Origin of the sequence: Antarcticibacterium flavum (genome assembly GCF_006159205.1) — a bacterium.
Classification (GTDB): domain Bacteria; phylum Bacteroidota; class Bacteroidia; order Flavobacteriales; family Flavobacteriaceae; genus Gillisia; species Gillisia flava.
This window is the reverse complement of record NZ_CP040812.1, coordinates 2,549,071-2,564,070: the sequence shown is the minus strand read 5'-3', so window position 1 is coordinate 2,564,070 and position 15,000 is coordinate 2,549,071. Positions and strand designations below refer to the sequence as shown.

General features: G+C 40.8%; 16 protein-coding genes and 2 pseudogenes. 6 read left to right on the top strand and 12 right to left on the bottom strand.

Annotation, left to right across the window (positions count from 1 at the left end; genetic code table 11):
• Positions 1–542 precede the first annotated feature (542 nt).
• The 4 genes from FHG64_RS10975 to FHG64_RS19820 all read right to left on the bottom strand — a co-directional run bounded on the left by FHG64_RS10975 (position 543) and on the right by FHG64_RS19820 (position 2,328).
• Positions 543–968: a lipocalin family protein gene (locus FHG64_RS10975; RefSeq protein WP_139066443.1), complete on the bottom strand. Its 426-nt coding sequence runs from the start codon at positions 966–968 to the stop codon at positions 543–545.
• 71 nt (positions 969–1,039) lie between these two features.
• A complete protein-coding gene (locus tag FHG64_RS10970) occupies positions 1,040–1,498 on the bottom strand; it encodes a hypothetical protein (RefSeq protein ID WP_139066442.1) in 459 nt (152 codons plus the stop codon).
• A gap of 54 nt (positions 1,499–1,552) precedes the next feature.
• Positions 1,553–2,110: an SDR family oxidoreductase gene (locus FHG64_RS10965; protein ID WP_262710264.1), complete on the bottom strand. Its 558-nt coding sequence runs from the start codon at positions 2,108–2,110 to the stop codon at positions 1,553–1,555.
• Between the two features lie 23 nt (positions 2,111–2,133).
• Complete coding sequence (locus FHG64_RS19820) at positions 2,134–2,328, bottom strand: SDR family NAD(P)-dependent oxidoreductase (protein ID WP_262710263.1); 195 nt, start codon at positions 2,326–2,328, stop codon at positions 2,134–2,136.
• A gap of 256 nt (positions 2,329–2,584) precedes the next feature.
• Between FHG64_RS19820 and FHG64_RS10960 the strand changes: the two genes are divergently transcribed.
• The gene (locus FHG64_RS10960; protein ID WP_139066441.1) at positions 2,585–3,103 is read left to right on the top strand and encodes a hypothetical protein; all 519 of its coding nucleotides are present in this window, start codon (positions 2,585–2,587) and stop codon (positions 3,101–3,103) included.
• Positions 3,104–3,348: 245 nt separating this feature from the next.
• Here the strand turns inward: FHG64_RS10960 and FHG64_RS10955 are convergent.
• The 7 genes and pseudogenes from FHG64_RS10955 to FHG64_RS10925 form a co-directional block, all read right to left on the bottom strand.
• Positions 3,349–3,928: pseudogene (locus tag FHG64_RS10955) on the bottom strand (DUF1989 domain-containing protein).
• 98 nt (positions 3,929–4,026) lie between these two features.
• The gene (locus FHG64_RS10950) at positions 4,027–5,856 is read right to left on the bottom strand and encodes a hypothetical protein (RefSeq protein WP_139066440.1); all 1,830 of its coding nucleotides are present in this window, start codon (positions 5,854–5,856) and stop codon (positions 4,027–4,029) included.
• A gap of 109 nt (positions 5,857–5,965) precedes the next feature.
• Positions 5,966–6,582: pseudogene (locus tag FHG64_RS19995) on the bottom strand (FMN-binding negative transcriptional regulator).
• Positions 6,569–7,285 carry a guanitoxin biosynthesis heme-dependent pre-guanitoxin N-hydroxylase GntA gene (gntA, locus tag FHG64_RS10940; protein ID WP_139066439.1) on the bottom strand — a complete coding sequence of 239 codons (717 nt, stop codon included), beginning with the start codon at positions 7,283–7,285 and terminating at the stop codon, positions 6,569–6,571. The pseudogene FHG64_RS19995 and the gene gntA overlap by 14 nt, the downstream one beginning before the upstream one ends.
• A 123-nt stretch (positions 7,286–7,408) precedes the next feature.
• Positions 7,409–7,672, bottom strand: coding sequence for a SemiSWEET family sugar transporter (locus tag FHG64_RS10935; protein WP_246054075.1), 264 nt, complete (start codon positions 7,670–7,672; stop codon positions 7,409–7,411).
• Positions 7,673–7,677: 5 nt separating this feature from the next.
• The gene (locus FHG64_RS10930) at positions 7,678–8,199 is read right to left on the bottom strand and encodes a DUF421 domain-containing protein (protein WP_139066438.1); all 522 of its coding nucleotides are present in this window, start codon (positions 8,197–8,199) and stop codon (positions 7,678–7,680) included.
• A 52-nt stretch (positions 8,200–8,251) separates the two neighbouring features.
• Positions 8,252–9,100 carry an SDR family oxidoreductase gene (locus FHG64_RS10925; protein ID WP_139066437.1) on the bottom strand — a complete coding sequence of 283 codons (849 nt, stop codon included), beginning with the start codon at positions 9,098–9,100 and terminating at the stop codon, positions 8,252–8,254.
• A 171-nt stretch (positions 9,101–9,271) separates the two neighbouring features.
• On the opposite strand from FHG64_RS10925, the gene FHG64_RS10920 reads away from it, so the two are divergent.
• Positions 9,272–9,955: a glycerophosphodiester phosphodiesterase gene (locus tag FHG64_RS10920; RefSeq protein ID WP_139066436.1), complete on the top strand. Its 684-nt coding sequence runs from the start codon at positions 9,272–9,274 to the stop codon at positions 9,953–9,955.
• Positions 9,956–10,143: 188 nt separating this feature from the next.
• Complete coding sequence (locus FHG64_RS10910) at positions 10,144–11,361, top strand: BaiN/RdsA family NAD(P)/FAD-dependent oxidoreductase (RefSeq protein WP_139066435.1); 1,218 nt, start codon at positions 10,144–10,146, stop codon at positions 11,359–11,361.
• 24 nt (positions 11,362–11,385) lie between these two features.
• Here FHG64_RS10910 and FHG64_RS10905 read toward each other — a convergent pair whose 3' ends face one another.
• Positions 11,386–11,865, bottom strand: a complete 480-nt coding sequence (locus FHG64_RS10905) for a TspO/MBR family protein (protein ID WP_139066434.1) — start codon at positions 11,863–11,865, stop codon at positions 11,386–11,388.
• A 98-nt stretch (positions 11,866–11,963) separates the two neighbouring features.
• On the opposite strand from FHG64_RS10905, the gene mvaD reads away from it, so the two are divergent.
• The 3 genes from mvaD to FHG64_RS10890 are packed head-to-tail and all read left to right on the top strand — an operon-like array spanning position 11,964 to position 14,964.
• Positions 11,964–13,046 (top strand): diphosphomevalonate decarboxylase, encoded by a 1,083-nt coding sequence (gene mvaD, locus FHG64_RS10900; protein WP_139067951.1) that lies wholly within the window; start codon positions 11,964–11,966, stop codon positions 13,044–13,046.
• A 58-nt stretch (positions 13,047–13,104) separates the two neighbouring features.
• On the top strand, positions 13,105–14,043 hold the full coding sequence (locus FHG64_RS10895) for a mevalonate kinase family protein (RefSeq protein WP_139066433.1): 939 nt from the start codon (positions 13,105–13,107) through the stop codon (positions 14,041–14,043).
• A 15-nt stretch (positions 14,044–14,058) separates the two neighbouring features.
• Positions 14,059–14,964 (top strand): geranylgeranylglycerol-phosphate geranylgeranyltransferase, encoded by a 906-nt coding sequence (locus tag FHG64_RS10890; protein ID WP_139066432.1) that lies wholly within the window; start codon positions 14,059–14,061, stop codon positions 14,962–14,964.
• The last annotated feature ends 36 nt before the right edge of the window (positions 14,965–15,000 follow it).

Below are 15,000 nucleotides of genomic sequence, written 5' to 3'. Positions count from 1 at the left end.
ATTTTTTTATTAAGGTCTGGCTTTCACTAATTCCTTTTCTAAGTGCAAAAACACGCCAGGCTAAACTCCTTTTTTACTTCACAACAATAACTCCCCCTTCGGGGCTGGGGGCCTTGCATTTCAACTAATATATATTCCCTTTAACGAGTATTTTTCCCGGAGGAGCAGAAACTTCTTAACTTAATACCATTCAGATAATTAACCCTAACAATTATTCATATGGAAGCTATTAATATGTTTGTAGACAACTACAAAGAAGCCACGAGAGGACTGCATATTTTCCTTAAAGTTTTATTTGCACTGGTGTTCGCATTTATAATGTTGGCGGTAGCGAGTGCCTTTGTTAATGTGCTTGTTTACTAATTAAAAAAGCCTCCCAATCCCGACTAATATTTCATTTGAAAGTTATATAAGTTGGGTATAAAAAAAAGAGCCGCAGGACTTCATATTCCTGCGGCAGTGAGAAATTCATTTCCACTATAGATGATCAAATTAGAAGTCCCTACCACTTCTTTTTGATCATCTTTTATCTTCCCCCAGGGTCAATTCTTTCTATAGATACGTACATATTCCTGCTCTCCCTCATCCTCATCATCGAGGGTATATTGCATCGTTAGTTCTGAGCTTGCAATAGTTGCATTGACCGTAAATTCCTCTTCGGGATACTCAAGTTCATACCCGCCATTGGCCAATCTCCTCCAATTGCCATCAATGGTAAAATTTCTACAGGAGGCGGGATTCTCTCCGTCATAGATGGTTTCCGTAAAATCGCCCCCCGCAAAAAACTGGATGGTAGACCTGCGTTCGCATTCATTAAGCTCTACAAAATTCTCATCGATAAGCAACCTGTCAATATTCCAGATGCCCAGGATCCTTTCCTCTGGCATTTCATTGTCATCATCGCTGCTACAACTTGCAAACCCTGCTGCCAGTAAAACTATCCCGGCAAAAAGAAATAACTTTTTCATAATTTGATAATTTAAGGTTATACTTAATCTAATATTTTCAATTTAACGAGGGGGGATAAGAATAGGGAGGATTAATTAAGGCGATATCCCACTCCTACGAATCCGGAGTTGACAATGATATCCCAGTCTGTTCTCACTTTACGTTCCAGCCGGGCTGAAATAAAGAATGGAGGAATATGATACTCCACTATGCCGTTAAGGCCTACAGAGGGAGTCAACTTCCTGGGTTTGTTTATAAGCCCCATTTGCACTCCCAGCCCCATCTTAAAGGGATTATCATATCGAAGGATATAAGTAAGATTTAATCCCCCGGTCTGGTAATCCAGGACTGCAAAAGTTTCATAAAAAACATCTGCCCGAAACCACTGAGCAGAAAATCCTGCCTTGAAGACACCGTTATACCCCCTTTCATTCACCGTCCCCCCAAAGATCATATTCCTGGCATCAATTTCAGTTTGCAGGAAAAGGTATTGATTGGACTGGGAAATTAAGATCATAGGGAACAGAAGGGCTATAACCACGATTTTCATTAAGGTTGATATTTTGAGGTTATAGCCGCAACTCTTTCAGCGGGATTTTTCTCATCAGGCGCCTTGTCCCATATACTGGGTAAGCCCTCCATCCATAACATAGGTGGACCCTGTGACATAATCTGAATCTGCCGATGCCAGGAAAACCGCCAGCCTGGCAATTTCCCCGGGCTTTCCGGCTCTTTTCATAGGGATGTTATCTGTTTTTTCCTCTCTTGCCTCTTTATCATCCTTTGCTTCCTGGTTAATGGGTGTAAGGATCATTCCCGGCGCTATATTATTGACATTAATTCCCTCTTCTGCAAGTTCCAGCGCCAGGGTACGGGTGAGCATTTTTACAGCGCCCTTTGAACTACAGTAATCTCCGGTACCGGGTGCAGGGATCTCCTCGTGTACAGAGGACACGTTTATAATCTTTCCTTTCCTTCCATTTTTCCTGCGTAAGTTTATAAACCTTCTAATACAAAAGAAATAACCATACAGATTTGTTTTAATAGCCCGGTCCCATTTTTCGGTAGACAGGTCGGCTATGGGAATTCCCTGTCCGTTAATTGCCGCATTATTCATTAGAATATCCACTGTTCCAAACTCCTCCAGGGCTCTATCAAACATTTTTTCGACCTCCTCTTCCTTACTCACATCCACCTTGACCAATAACCCCTTCCCCCTGCATTTTCAACTTCCTTAAGGGTTTCCTTCCCACCATCCTCATCGGTGTGGTAGGTGATCACCACATTTGCTCCTTCTTTAGCAAATTCAATTGCTGTAGCTTTTCCAATACCCGAATCTGACCCCGTAATCAAAGCGATCTTGCCTTCAAGTCTTCCCATACCCTCTAATTTAATAATGATTAATTTCTCCCAGAAGCTACCAAAAAGATAAGGATATCGCTGTTAACAAAAAGATAATTAAGGGATTAGAAAATAAAACACCTCTAAAAAAGTATTTTCCAGTACAAAATATCATGAGCAACTCAGAAAATTTCTATTAACATATAATTATGATTTGTTGGAATAATTAATAACTTTAGCTCGGGAACAACCTATATCACAGCTGCTATCAATATTTGCTCCTTCATCCCCTACTATGAAAAAACACACCGCAATACGTTTATTACGCACACAATTACAGAACATCCATAATGAAGATATAAAACGAGATGAATGGCTTATTTCTACTACCACTGTTCTCTTAAGAGTTTTTCCACTTTCGGCCGATAAAAAGATCGGGCAGCTGGAACAAATAGAGAACAACCCCGGGTATTTTGAAGACCTTCCTGCCCAAAAAAGGATCGCTGCCCGCAAGGAGAAAGCTGAACGTTTTCTAAATAATTACATTGAGGAAATAGAGGTCATGGGAACAGAGAATACCGGCAGCAAGCTCGAACTGTTCTTTGGAAGCTTCAGGTTCTGGATGATCCTTTCTTCCATTTGTATCTTAAGCTTTATAGCTGGCACTACCAGCACAACTCCCCTGGCTGATACAGGAAATTTCGATCGAAACAGTTTAAAGATCTATGAGGATATGGAAAAGCAGTTGCACCTTAAGCAAAATACTATTGATTCTCTTTCATATGAGCTGGAGAAGCTACGGCTAAGAAGTTAGGCTAAACATTCTATTCATTGTTGTCCGGTAAGAGAGTCTTGACCGCTTGCGCTGCTAGAATATAGAACCTGGACCAAAATTTATGTCTTTGTAAATCAGATATTTACCTAATTCTAAAACGTCTGGATTTTTTTAAATTATATTAGATTCACAGCCACCTCCTTTGGAGGTTGATAAGACCCCGGACTATATGTAGCAGGACTTAACGTAAATTCACATTATTATCATCGGACACCAATGACCATCTATCCAAGAATTTCATAATGAATAGGCTTAAAACTGCCATTGTTACTGTCCTCTGCAGAGCAGGCAGTGAGGCCAACTATAAGGTCCATTTGTGCTTCCAGCAACACATAATCCCCTGCCTTACTTAAAGGGGATCTACACTTAATTTCCCGTCTTCCTTAAACTGTACATTCATAAAAATATTGAATGCTGTGGGAATATCATCTGGCTCAATTCCAAAGGATTTTAAATTGGTGTGCAAATTTTCAAAACAGCTTGGATGGTACCCGGAGTTGTTGTACATGATCTTAAAAGTCTCCGGGCTGCATGGCGCCAGTAAGAAATCATTCCTCCCGTTGGTATCCTCCAGTATCTCCATCATTTTATTGCTGCGGTTGCTCCAAAGAAAATGCCCTTTGGTGATCAAAATGGTTTCTTCAAAATCCAGGGTCTTTCCAGAGGAGATCTTCTCCCTGGTATCATGGGCATTGAACAAAACCATATCACTTACCTGCTCCCCCTGGGATCAATTACTTTTAACCGCTGCCCTTTTTTAAGCTTAAATGCTGCTCCCTGCTGCTTCTCTATTTCCCGGACCATAATTCCTGTTTATTTATTTCTGAAATATTTATAACCTTCGGCAATAATAAATAAAAAACAGGGGACAGACCCTGTAACCTTCAAAGTTTAAAGGATTTTTAGGTTTTTGCTTTCTCTTTTTCCTCAAAAGAAATTTGCTGAACTTTTTGGAAAAGCTCACCTATTCCATCTTCTGCCTCCTGAAGGTCTTTAAGGAATTTCTCCTTTTCGGCAATAAGACTTTGTTCTACTAATTGCCTGTAATACTCCACCCCTCCTGTAAGACCGGTTAAAAAGGAATTCCAGCTCTTCAGCATCCTGGCATTTGATTTAAAACTGCTTTTCATTTCATCCTTTAAATAGGAAATATATAATTGCAGTTCTCTTACAAACATATGCGGCCGGTCCTTTTTAAGCTCCAGTGCCGCGCGGCCATATATATGATCTATCATCTCATTAAGGCTGCTAATTTTTGAGAAGTTAGAAATATTGGGACCCGGGCATATGGTCACGGCATCAAGTTTCTTGAGAAACGGTTCCCTGTACTCAACGGGAGCAGCATTGCTTAAACCTATACAAAGGCACTCCTTGCTTAAAAGATCCCCTATCATTTGTTCCCTCACATCTTCCTGTAAATCGGCAGTTTGTAGCTCTTGCAGCTTTAATTTTTGATATTTTTTTGAAGCTGTACAAATGGGTTCTTTGGTAAATTCTGTATTGGAAACAAGAAATTTTTCTGTACAGGGGCTTCCAGGTTTTCCCCGGGTAATACGGTCCAGTCGTTCCTTTTCAGCAGTAGTTCCTTTGAGATAATTGAACGGCACGCCCAGTGGGGAAGCTTTACTTAGCACTATATCCTTTTCTTCGGCTTTGCACAGGACCTCCATAGTTTTTTGGTCCACCGTAGTAGCTTCAGGACATAAAAGAAAAGGCGTGCCCCACCCGGTACTGTCAATCCTGTAATGATTTCTAAGGAAGCTATCTTCTTCAGCAGTACCAATCCCGCCCTGAACTGTAATTTTTATAGGGTGCGGATTTTCAAATCCTTCCTGCCCCCGTTCCTGTATCGCTGGATTATATAAAATAAAAAGCTCCTGTGCCAGTTCCTCTCTTTTGCTTCGGAATTCTTCCAGTATTGGCCCCATCAAAATCCCCTGGGTCGCAAATGCATGTCCCCCGCAATTAAGCCCGGATTCTATTCTAAACTCGCTTACCCATATTCCTTTTTTGGCTAAATATTTTCCCTGGATCAATGCTGAACGATAATCACTCACCTTAATGGCGATCTTCTTTTTAAACTGTCCCCAGCCAAGCGCATCAAATTCCCTGAAGTTTTCGAGGTAGTTGTACAATCTAGGGTTCATTCCCGCTGAGAAAACAACCGAAGAGTTGGATAGATCACTTTTTGCGTATCCTTTAAGGGCCTCCAGCGCATCAGATCCATTTTCTCTTGGAACCCCGGCCTCATCCAGGTTGTTCTTATCTACCTTGGTCATGATATTCACCTCAATAGACCCCGGTTGCACATTTTTTCTTAACTCCTCTTCCAGCGCCTTTTTTGCTTCAGGATCGCTTAAGTGCAGGAACTCCCTGTACTTTTGCTTAAGGGCATTGGAATCTGGCAGCATTTCGAAATATTTAGCGATGTCTGATCCCATTTCGAAAGCCGAGGATTTCAACTTTTCCAGCTGCTCCTGTACATTCCGGTTCATAAGGTCAAGATAATCTGTGATCCTCCTTGCCCTGTAGTCCTCCTCCTTTGGGGTTATAGGAAAATAAGGCTCATTATTTTGCTGGTAATAATATTTTCTCATAACCTCTATAAGGTTATCTTCTATGATCGATATTGCAGATGTGATCCCATAACGGGCCACCTTAAAGGGAGAATCAATAGTAAAAGCTATTCCCATAACAGGAATATGAAAGCTGTGCGGACTGGTATAATGCATGTCAAAATTTTTGGATCTCCAAAGATGGACATCCAAATGTGAGCAGAATATGATAAAGATCATATAAAAGAAAAAAGACCATTTTTTAATGGTCCCCTAACCCGGGTTTTTAATCCAGGTTGTTTTCCTTTTTAATATCCCGGCTCAAGGGGCAGGCCATAGAATCATCCCTGGTTTCGAGGTGTTTGGTTACGCTTTCCAGATCATCCCTATCAAAACCCTGGTGCAATTTTGCAATAGCTTCAACTTTCAAAGGTTCACACCAAAAACCGGTAATTCTTGATATATTTTCATCTATAATATCCCTTGGCAGATCCTTGAAGTATAGCGGATTTTCCTGTTGCTTTTCAAATTTGTAAACCAGGTCCTGCAGGGAATCCTCCAGCTCCTCCTCTGTTTGAAGTTTCAATTTTACATTCACATGCACTGCAGAATAATCCCAGGTGCTTATTTCTTTCTCTTTATACCAGGAAGAAGAAACATAACCATGAGGCCCCTGGAAAATTAAAGTGCTTCTATCCCATCTTTAAGAAAAGAAAACTGCTCATTATGGTTTGCAATGTGTGCATATAAGGTAAAATCCTCTAATGGTCCTTTTATTAAAACTGGGATATGTGTTGCCAGCAACCTGTCTCCCTGGAGCACGAAAGTGGCGAAAGGATTCCTCTTAATAAAATCGTAGATATATTGCTTGTCTTTCTTAAGATATTTCTTAGGCTGATACATTCTTATTTTTTGCCTGAAGAAACGGACATTTCCATTCTTCTCCAACTTTTCTTCCGCTATATTGACGGGCTTCACTTTTTTCTCCGAAATCTTCCAGCATTGGGTTATTGCTACCCTGCAGCTCCATATCCCGTTCCCTTATTTTGTTCCTTACGGTATCATATGTCCCCATATCGCGCAGCTTCTCAAACTGCCAGTGCAGGTTGAAGGCTATTGCAGGATAAGGACTTTGTCTCGCCATCCTGGAGGAATTTGGATGCATTCCCACCATATAAAACGCCTTACCTCCTATGCTGAAGCTAAAGTTGTTTTCTTCGGGATCACTTGCAACTTCGTGATCCCAGGGCTGGTCGTCCAGTTCATGCAAAAACTGTAATTGCTTCCAGAGCAATTCTTCAAACTGAACCTCTGTAAATTCCTTTCTTCCTTTAAAGACTGCGAAGAATGTTAGGAAGTCATTGGATTCAAAATCATATTTTTCTATGTAATTTTTGAGATCCTTCAGGATCTTTGCAGATGTTTGTTTGGATCCAAGATTCTCATAAACGTGAAAATCCACCTTGTCCATAGAAAAGACCGTTTGGGCCATAACGCAGGGGTGGTTATTGTCTATGATGAAATTTTGAAATTCTGTTCTTATCTTTTGGGATTCAGAGTTTTTAATCTTTGTTTTCCCTTCGGCATTTGATGTTTCTATCGGCATAATAAAAGTTATATCTGTAAAAATAAAAGTCAGCCGCTTATTTGCCTGAGAGTTTAAGAAGATTTTACACTTAAGTTTCGGGAATATTAACAGTCGTTAAGTTTAGGCCTGCGCCTCTTCCGGCTAGTTCTCCCTATATCTAACCATTAAAAAAAGCATGATACCATTGAGACATAAGGCCACCCCATTTGTTGCTATAATAGGAATATCATCCTGCGTTATCCCGTAGATCACCCATAAAAAAAGGCCTACCATTAATACAATGAACATTCCCGGGGAAACATCTTTTACTTTCTTGGTTTTCCAGGCTTTTCTAATTTGAGGGATCACCGCAACAGTAGTACATACCCCCGCCACAAGTCCCAAAATATCTGTCCACTCCAGCATACTTATTATTTTACATCTTCAAAGATCCAGTCATCCGGCACCTCCTTCGAATTTAAATCCCTGATCACAGAAATATCACCGGTATTTTCAAAAATCACAGCTTTTACCTGTGAGATATTATGCACATTATTCCTTCTTAACACCGCCCTTAGGTCCCCTTCGGTGATTCTGGCACTTTGCATATTTTCCCATAACACCTTGGAATCCTTCATCAAATACATAGGCTGGTTATCCACGGTTTTCCTATATATTTTAAACCGTTTCCTCAGAAAATTCGAAAAAATCTCCAGTAAAAAGATCGCTGTAAGTCCCGTCACCCCTTGCAGGAAACTAACAGAAGGAGAAAGGACTGTGGTTGCGATCATTGCTCCAATAGAGATGGTCATTGCAAAATCAAAACTGGACATTTTGGTAAAGCTACGTTTACCTGCAAGTTGAGTAAGAAAAATCACGGCGAGATAGACTCCAATTGCGCTAATAATGATAACGAAGAGGGAGTCCGGAGATGCTGTAAACCAATTTTCCATGTGAGACTATTTAGTGATCGAAGTGGAAATAGTGCAAGTTAAATAATGGATGCTACCCTCCAACTACTTCTCCTCCATTTACATGTATTACCTGTCCTGTAATATAGCTGCTATCCTCCCCTGCCAGAAAGACATAGGCCGGCCCCACCTCGCTGGGTTGCCCGGCACGCCCCATAGGAGTATCCTGTCCAAAATCACTTACACCTTCAATTGTGGCAGGAATAAGCGGGGTCCAGATTGGCCCAGGTGCCACAGCATTCACCCTTATATTCTTTGATGCCAGCATTTTTGAAAGGGAGCGGGTAAAACTCACTATAGCTCCCTTTGTACTGGAATAGTCCAGTAAGTGCGTACTCCCGCGATATGCGGTCACAGAGGTGGTATTAATGATAGTGTCCCCATCTTTTAAATGGCTCATTGCCTCCTTCACAACAAAGAAGTATGGATAAATATTGGTTTCAAAGGTCTCTTTAATATCCTTTGTGGACAGCTCCTCTACTTTTTCTTTTGAAAACTGAATAGCTGCATTATTCACCAGGATATTCAAACCTCCAAATTCCCCTACACATTTTGAGACTACCCGCTTACAAAACTCTTCCTTCTTCAGGTCCCCTTCTATAATTAGGCATTTTCTCCCCTCTGCCTCCACCATCTTTTTAGTTTCTGCCGCATCCTCGTCCTCTTCCAGATAAACTATGGCAACATTTGCTCCTTCCCTTGCAAAATAAACTGCGACGCTTCTTCCTATACCACTGTCACCGCCTGTTATAAGGGCAACCTTATTTTCAAGCTTTCCACTCCCTTTATAATTTTCTCTTATTATTTCAGGCTCAGGATTCATTTTATGCTGCTCCCCAGGCTGGGATTGCTCCTGTTCCGGAAATTTTTCTGGTTTACTCATTACAATCTCATTTTGTGAGTTATAAAGTAAAATTAAGTACTCAAAGCGGTAAAAAAATGTTAAGTAGTCCTAAGCCTTTCTAAAATGAACATTTTAAAAATATATTACTCCTTTATTTAACTGTAGAAATTCAGAATTCTTCAAAGCTGATATTTTAAATACCTTTGTGAAATGGAACTAAAGAAAATTGGGCATCGCGGGGCTAAGGCACACGTGGCAGAGAATACACTGGAAAGCATCTCCAAAGCTCTGGAATTTAAGGTAGATGCCATAGAAATAGACGTTCACCGGTGCCAGACAGGAGAGCTGGTCGTAATTCATGATTTCACCCTGGACCGCACCACCAATGGCAGTGGAGAAGTATGCCGCAAGTCCCTCCAGGAACTACAGGAGCTTCTGGTAGAAGGAAAATACAAAATTCCCTTGCTTACAGAAGTGCTTGATCTAATATCTGGAAAATGTCAAATTAATATTGAGCTGAAGGGAAGCAACACTGCGGAAGAGGCCTGCAAAATAATACAGAAGTACATAAAAGAGAAAGGCTGGGAATATGAGGATTTTATCGTTTCCAGTTTTCAGCAGAATGAGCTTTTTAAAGTATTTCATTGCGACCCTGAAATACCGCTGGGGGTTTTGAGCAAGGCAAGTGTGGCTGAAGCTCTTGAGCTGGGAAATAAAATTAATGCAAAAGCCATTCACCCTTCCATTGGGATCATCTCCAGGGCCAATGTCCAGGATTGTAAAAAAGCAGGTTTCCAGGTAAATGTATGGACGGTGAACGAGCCGGAAGCTATTGCCAGGATGAAAGATTTTGGGGTGGATGGGATTATTTCCGATTTTCCAGATTTGCTTTAGATCTGGAGACAAGGATCAAGAGACAAGAGACAAGAGACAAGAAACAAGAGACAAGAATCAAGAAACAAGAGACAAGAGAAGAGAGAAGAGAGGAGAGAAAAGAGAAGAGAAAATCGTACAGACGCAATGCCTTGCGTCTTCTCGATGAAATATTTCTCTATTCCAATATCATTGAACTCTAACATTTAATGAGAGAATACGACATTATAATAATAGGCGGGGGAGCTGCGGGATTTTTTGCCGCGATCAATGCTGCAGAGATGGATCCTTCAGCAAAGATCCTTATCCTGGAACGGGGAAAGGAAGTTCTTACCAAGGTAAGGATATCTGGCGGTGGCAGGTGCAATGTGACTCACGCCGAATTCATCCCTTCAGAATTAATAAAAAACTACCCGCGGGGTACCAAGGAACTTCGGGGCCCTTTCCATACCTTCATGACCGGGGATACCATTGCCTGGTTTGAAGAAAGAGGGATCGAATTAAAGATCGAGGAAGACGGCAGGATGTTCCCGGTTTCAGATTCTTCAGAAACTATTATTACCTGTTTTCAAGATGAGGTTAATCGGTTAGGAGTTAAGGTTGAAAGGAACCGGCCGGTTACCACAATAGAAAACCCCGGCGAAAATTGGATTATTTCCACCTCCAAAGAACAATTCAAAACTGAAAAACTGCTGCTGGCCACAGGAAGTAACCCGAAGATATGGAAATTGCTGGAAGGCCTGGGACATACCCTCGTTCCCGCTGTTCCTTCCTTATTTACGTTTAATATAAAGGATCCCCGAATTAAGGATCTTCCCGGCGTTGCCACCAGGGCTTTAGTGAAAATTAAGGACGAGAAACTAAAAAGTGAAGGACCATTATTAATAACCCACTGGGGGATGAGCGGCCCCGCTATCTTGAAACTTTCTGCCTGGGGAGCAAGGGAGTTAAACAAACACGACTACAACTTCAATATCATAGTAAACTGGCTGCCTCAATGGACCAGGGAAGATATTCTGGAAAAATTAAAGGAGCTTAAATTTTCCCAGGCTAAACAGCAGGTCTTTAAATATGCCCAATTTGACCTTCCTAAAAGGCTCTGGAGAAGTCTCGCGGCAGCTGCCTGCATAAAGGAAACAGCCACCTGGGCAGATCTCTCCAAAAATGAGCTGCAGGACCTGGCCAGGCAACTCACCGCGGCTGAATTTCAGGTGAACGGAAAAAGCACTTTTAAAGACGAATTTGTTACCGCAGGAGGTATTGAATTATCTGAGGTCAACTTTAAAACCTTTGAAAGCAAATTACACAAGAACCTTTTCTTCGCGGGAGAGATCCTGAATATTGATGCCATCACCGGCGGATTTAATTTTCAAAATGCCTGGACAGGCGCTTACATCGCTGCAAAGGCAATGACGGGAACAGGCTAAAAATTCTTCAGAAAATAATTCAAACTATGAATTAAGCCACCAGATCTCAAAGTTGAGGATCGCGGCAAAAAGCACCCAAACGGCGTAGGGTATAAGAAGATAAGCAGCAGTATTGTTCACCACTCTAAACCATTTGATGGTGAGCAGCAGGACAATAAACAGGGCAGTAATATCAATTAAAGCCCATAATGGCTCTTTAAGTCCGAAAAACAAAAGTGACCACGCTGCATTTAGTAAGAGCTGAAAGCCAAAATGATAAAGTGCGGTTTGCACCCATTTATGATAGAACCCCTTGCTCCAAACGATCCCGGCTGCAATTCCCATCAAAATATACATCACGATCCAAACCGGCCCAAAGATCCAGTTGGGCGGATTAAACCAGGGCTTGACAAGCGAAGGGTACCACTCTACTATACCCTCCTGAGTAGCAAGGGATCCCATAAATCCAATGAACAGGGATGCACCTATTGCCAGCGAGATCCTTATGAATAATTTAGCCGTCATTTTGGATGGTTTAGTAAATTAAAAATAGGAATTTATTTGAAACTCTGCTCTACCTCCTCTAAACTAAAAAAGTATATTTGCTGAAATTTACCTTAGAAATGACTATTGAAGAGTTTGTATATACTGCCTCAAAACAGGAGATAAAAACAGGAAGTGTAACCTGGATTTCACCCAGCAATATTGCATTGGTAAAATACTGGGGGAAAAAAAAGGATCAAATTCCTGCCAATCCTTCCATAAGTTTCACCTTAAACAACTGCAAAACAACTACCACCCTGGAATTTTCTAAAAAGAAAGCAGCAGGAGATATTACAGACTTTGACCTTTATTTTGAGGGTAGCAGCAAACCGGAATTTAAACCAAAAATCAATAGTTTCTTTGCGCGTATTGAGAAATACTGTCCTTATATAAAAGATTATAAATTCACTATAAGCACAGAGAATTCCTTTCCCCACAGTAGCGGGATAGCTTCCTCTGCCAGCGGGATGAGTGCTCTTGCATTGTGTATTATGAGCCTTGAAAAGGAACTTAACCCGGCGATAGATGAGGAATTTTTCAATAAAAAAGCATCGTTCCTGGCCAGGCTGGGATCTGGAAGTGCCTGCAGGAGTATAGAAGGCCCTTTGATAATTTGGGGGAAACATGTAAAAACAGAGAATAGCAGTGATCTATATGGATCAAAATATCCATATGAGGTCAATGATATTTTTAAGAATTATCAGGATACTATCCTGTTGGTAGATAAAGGTACCAAACAGGTAAGCAGCAGTATAGGTCATAATTTAATGCATGGTCACCCTTTTGCTGAGGCCCGTTTTCAACAGGCACATAGTAATCTTGAAAAACTCCGGGAAATATTTAAAAGCGGGGATCTAAAAGCTTTTATTAAAATAGTAGAAAGCGAAGCTCTTACCCTTCACGCTATGATGATGAGCAGCAACCCCTATTTCATTCTAATGAAACCCAATACCCTGGAGATCATTAACAGAATATGGAGTTTTCGGGAAGAAACTGGCCTGCCTGTTTGCTTTACACTGGATGCCGGGGCCAATGTTCATGTGCTGTATCCCGAAAAAAATAAATCGGAAATTTTAGAATTCATTAAGAATGAGTTAGTTGCGTATTGCGAAAAGGAACAGTATCTTTGCGACGAAGTTGGAAAGGGAGCAGAAAAATTGTAATTTTAATTATTAATTTTGTTTCGGGCCGGTTTCAGTTACCAGATCTTACATCAAGCTTATGAAAGGACCATTATTTTATTCTAAGATTCTCCTGTTTGGGGAATACGGAATTATTAAAGATTCCAAAGGTTTATCCATCCCTTATAATTTTTACAACGGCGCCCTGAAAGTTGATGAAAATCCTACCGATGAGGCTCTTAAATCCAACAAGAGTTTGCATCGTTTTGCAAAGTACCTGGATGAGTTACAAAGCAAAAATCCCGAACTCGTTTCTTTTGATCTGGAATCCCTCAATAAGGATATTGAGAGAGGAATGTATTTTGACTCCAGCATCCCGCAGGGATATGGAGTGGGTAGTAGCGGAGCATTAGTGGCTGCTATTTATGATGAATATGCAAATGACAAGATCACGGTACTGGAAAACCTTACCAGGGAAAAATTACTGAAACTTAAAAAGATCTTCGGGGAAATGGAATCCTTCTTCCACGGAAAATCTTCCGGGCTGGATCCTCTGAATAGCTACCTTAGCATTCCAATCCTTATCAATTCAAAAGACAATATTGAACCTGCAGGCATTCCTTCTCAAACAGAGAATGGGAAAGGAGCAGTTTTCTTACTGGATAGCGGCACCATTGGCGAAACAGCTCCTATGGTACAGATCTTCATGGAAAATATGAAGCAGGAACCTTTTAGAAAAATGCTGAAGGAACAATTTGTTAAACATACAGATGCCTGTGTGGACGATTTCCTGCAGGGGGATGTAAAGTCCCTTTTTGGGAATATAAAAAAACTTTCCCACGTGGTTCTTGATAACTTCAAGCCTATGATCCCTGCCCAATTCCATAAACTTTGGAAAAACGGCATCGATACCAATGACTACTATCTTAAGTTATGCGGTTCCGGTGGAGGCGGGTATATATTAGGATTTACAGAGGATATTGACAAGGCAAGAAAAGCGCTTAAAGATTATAAATTGGAAATTGTATACAATTTCTAGATCCCTCCCTTTTTAATGGCTGCAGCTAAGAACAAACGTTTGATGCTTAAAATGCTGAGTTTGTTTTCAGTAGTGCGCGGTTATAATATTCTGGTTCTTGTAATTGCACAGTATTTGACTTCAGCTTTTATATTGGCGCCCGAACTGCCTCTGCGAGAGGTCATATTTGATGATTACCTCTTTTTTCTTATCCTTTCATCTGCCACGGTGATCGCGTCGGGCTACATAATCAATAACTTTTACGATAGCGAGAAAGACCTCATCAACCGGCCAAGGAAAACTATGCTGGACAGGTTTATAAGTCAGCGTACCAAACTTTCCGTCTACTTCATTCTCAATTTTGCCGCAATCTTCTTCGCCAGTTATGTTTCATTTAGAGCAGTTGTTTTCTTCAGTATTTACATATTTATGATCTGGGTCTACTCCTACCGCATAAAAAGAATTCTTTTTCTTGGTAACCTTGTTGCGAGCATTTTGGCTATCATTCCATTTTTCGTGGTCTTTATATATTATAAGAACTTTGAAACTGTCATATTTATACACGCCACTTTCCTTTACCTGATGATCGTAATGCGGGAACTGGTGAAGGACCTGGAAAACCTCAAAGGGGATCTTATCCAGAATTATAAGACGATACCGGTTGTTTATGGAGAGAACTGGAGTAAATTTTTTCTTTCAATTCTTACAGTTATTGCAATCATTCCTATTCTTTTGCTCACTACCAGGTTTGATATTGGTCTAATGGATTGTTACTTTTATGTCTCCCTGTTACTGCTGGTGTTTTTCGTTCTGTTTCTCTACTTCAGCACCGCAAAATGGCAATATTTATTATTGCATAATATTCTGAAATTGATCATTGTGGCGGGGGTTTTCAGTATCCTGCTTATAGAACCTTCAGAAGTATTGAACAGGGTTTTCTAGAAAGGTTACTGCCTCTCGAAATCAAAACCAAATCTT

Excerpts from the sequence above, each read along its gene's own strand:
- FHG64_RS10975 (WP_139066443.1), bottom strand. The coding sequence starts at position 968 with ATGAAAAAGTTATTTCTTTTTGCCGGGATAGTTTTACTGGCAGCAGGG.
- FHG64_RS10970 (WP_139066442.1), bottom strand. The coding sequence starts at position 1,498 with ATGAAAATCGTGGTTATAGCCCTTCTGTTCCCTATGATCTTAATTTCC.
- FHG64_RS10965 (WP_262710264.1), bottom strand. The coding sequence starts at position 2,110 with ATGTTTGATAGAGCCCTGGAGGAGTTTGGAACAGTGGATATTCTAATG.
- FHG64_RS19820 (WP_262710263.1), bottom strand. The coding sequence starts at position 2,328 with ATGGGAAGACTTGAAGGCAAGATCGCTTTGATTACGGGGTCAGATTCG.
- FHG64_RS10960 (WP_139066441.1), top strand. The coding sequence starts at position 2,585 with ATGAAAAAACACACCGCAATACGTTTATTACGCACACAATTACAGAAC.
- FHG64_RS10950 (WP_139066440.1), bottom strand. The coding sequence starts at position 5,856 with ATGCATTATACCAGTCCGCACAGCTTTCATATTCCTGTTATGGGAATA.
- gntA (WP_139066439.1), bottom strand. The coding sequence starts at position 7,285 with ATGCCGATAGAAACATCAAATGCCGAAGGGAAAACAAAGATTAAAAAC.
- FHG64_RS10935 (WP_246054075.1), bottom strand. The coding sequence starts at position 7,672 with ATGCTGGAGTGGACAGATATTTTGGGACTTGTGGCGGGGGTATGTACT.
- FHG64_RS10930 (WP_139066438.1), bottom strand. The coding sequence starts at position 8,199 with ATGGAAAATTGGTTTACAGCATCTCCGGACTCCCTCTTCGTTATCATT.
- FHG64_RS10925 (WP_139066437.1), bottom strand. The coding sequence starts at position 9,100 with ATGAGTAAACCAGAAAAATTTCCGGAACAGGAGCAATCCCAGCCTGGG.
- FHG64_RS10920 (WP_139066436.1), top strand. The coding sequence starts at position 9,272 with ATGGAACTAAAGAAAATTGGGCATCGCGGGGCTAAGGCACACGTGGCA.
- FHG64_RS10910 (WP_139066435.1), top strand. The coding sequence starts at position 10,144 with ATGAGAGAATACGACATTATAATAATAGGCGGGGGAGCTGCGGGATTT.
- FHG64_RS10905 (WP_139066434.1), bottom strand. The coding sequence starts at position 11,865 with ATGACGGCTAAATTATTCATAAGGATCTCGCTGGCAATAGGTGCATCC.
- mvaD (WP_139067951.1), top strand. The coding sequence starts at position 11,964 with ATGACTATTGAAGAGTTTGTATATACTGCCTCAAAACAGGAGATAAAA.
- FHG64_RS10895 (WP_139066433.1), top strand. The coding sequence starts at position 13,105 with ATGAAAGGACCATTATTTTATTCTAAGATTCTCCTGTTTGGGGAATAC.
- FHG64_RS10890 (WP_139066432.1), top strand. The coding sequence starts at position 14,059 with ATGGCTGCAGCTAAGAACAAACGTTTGATGCTTAAAATGCTGAGTTTG.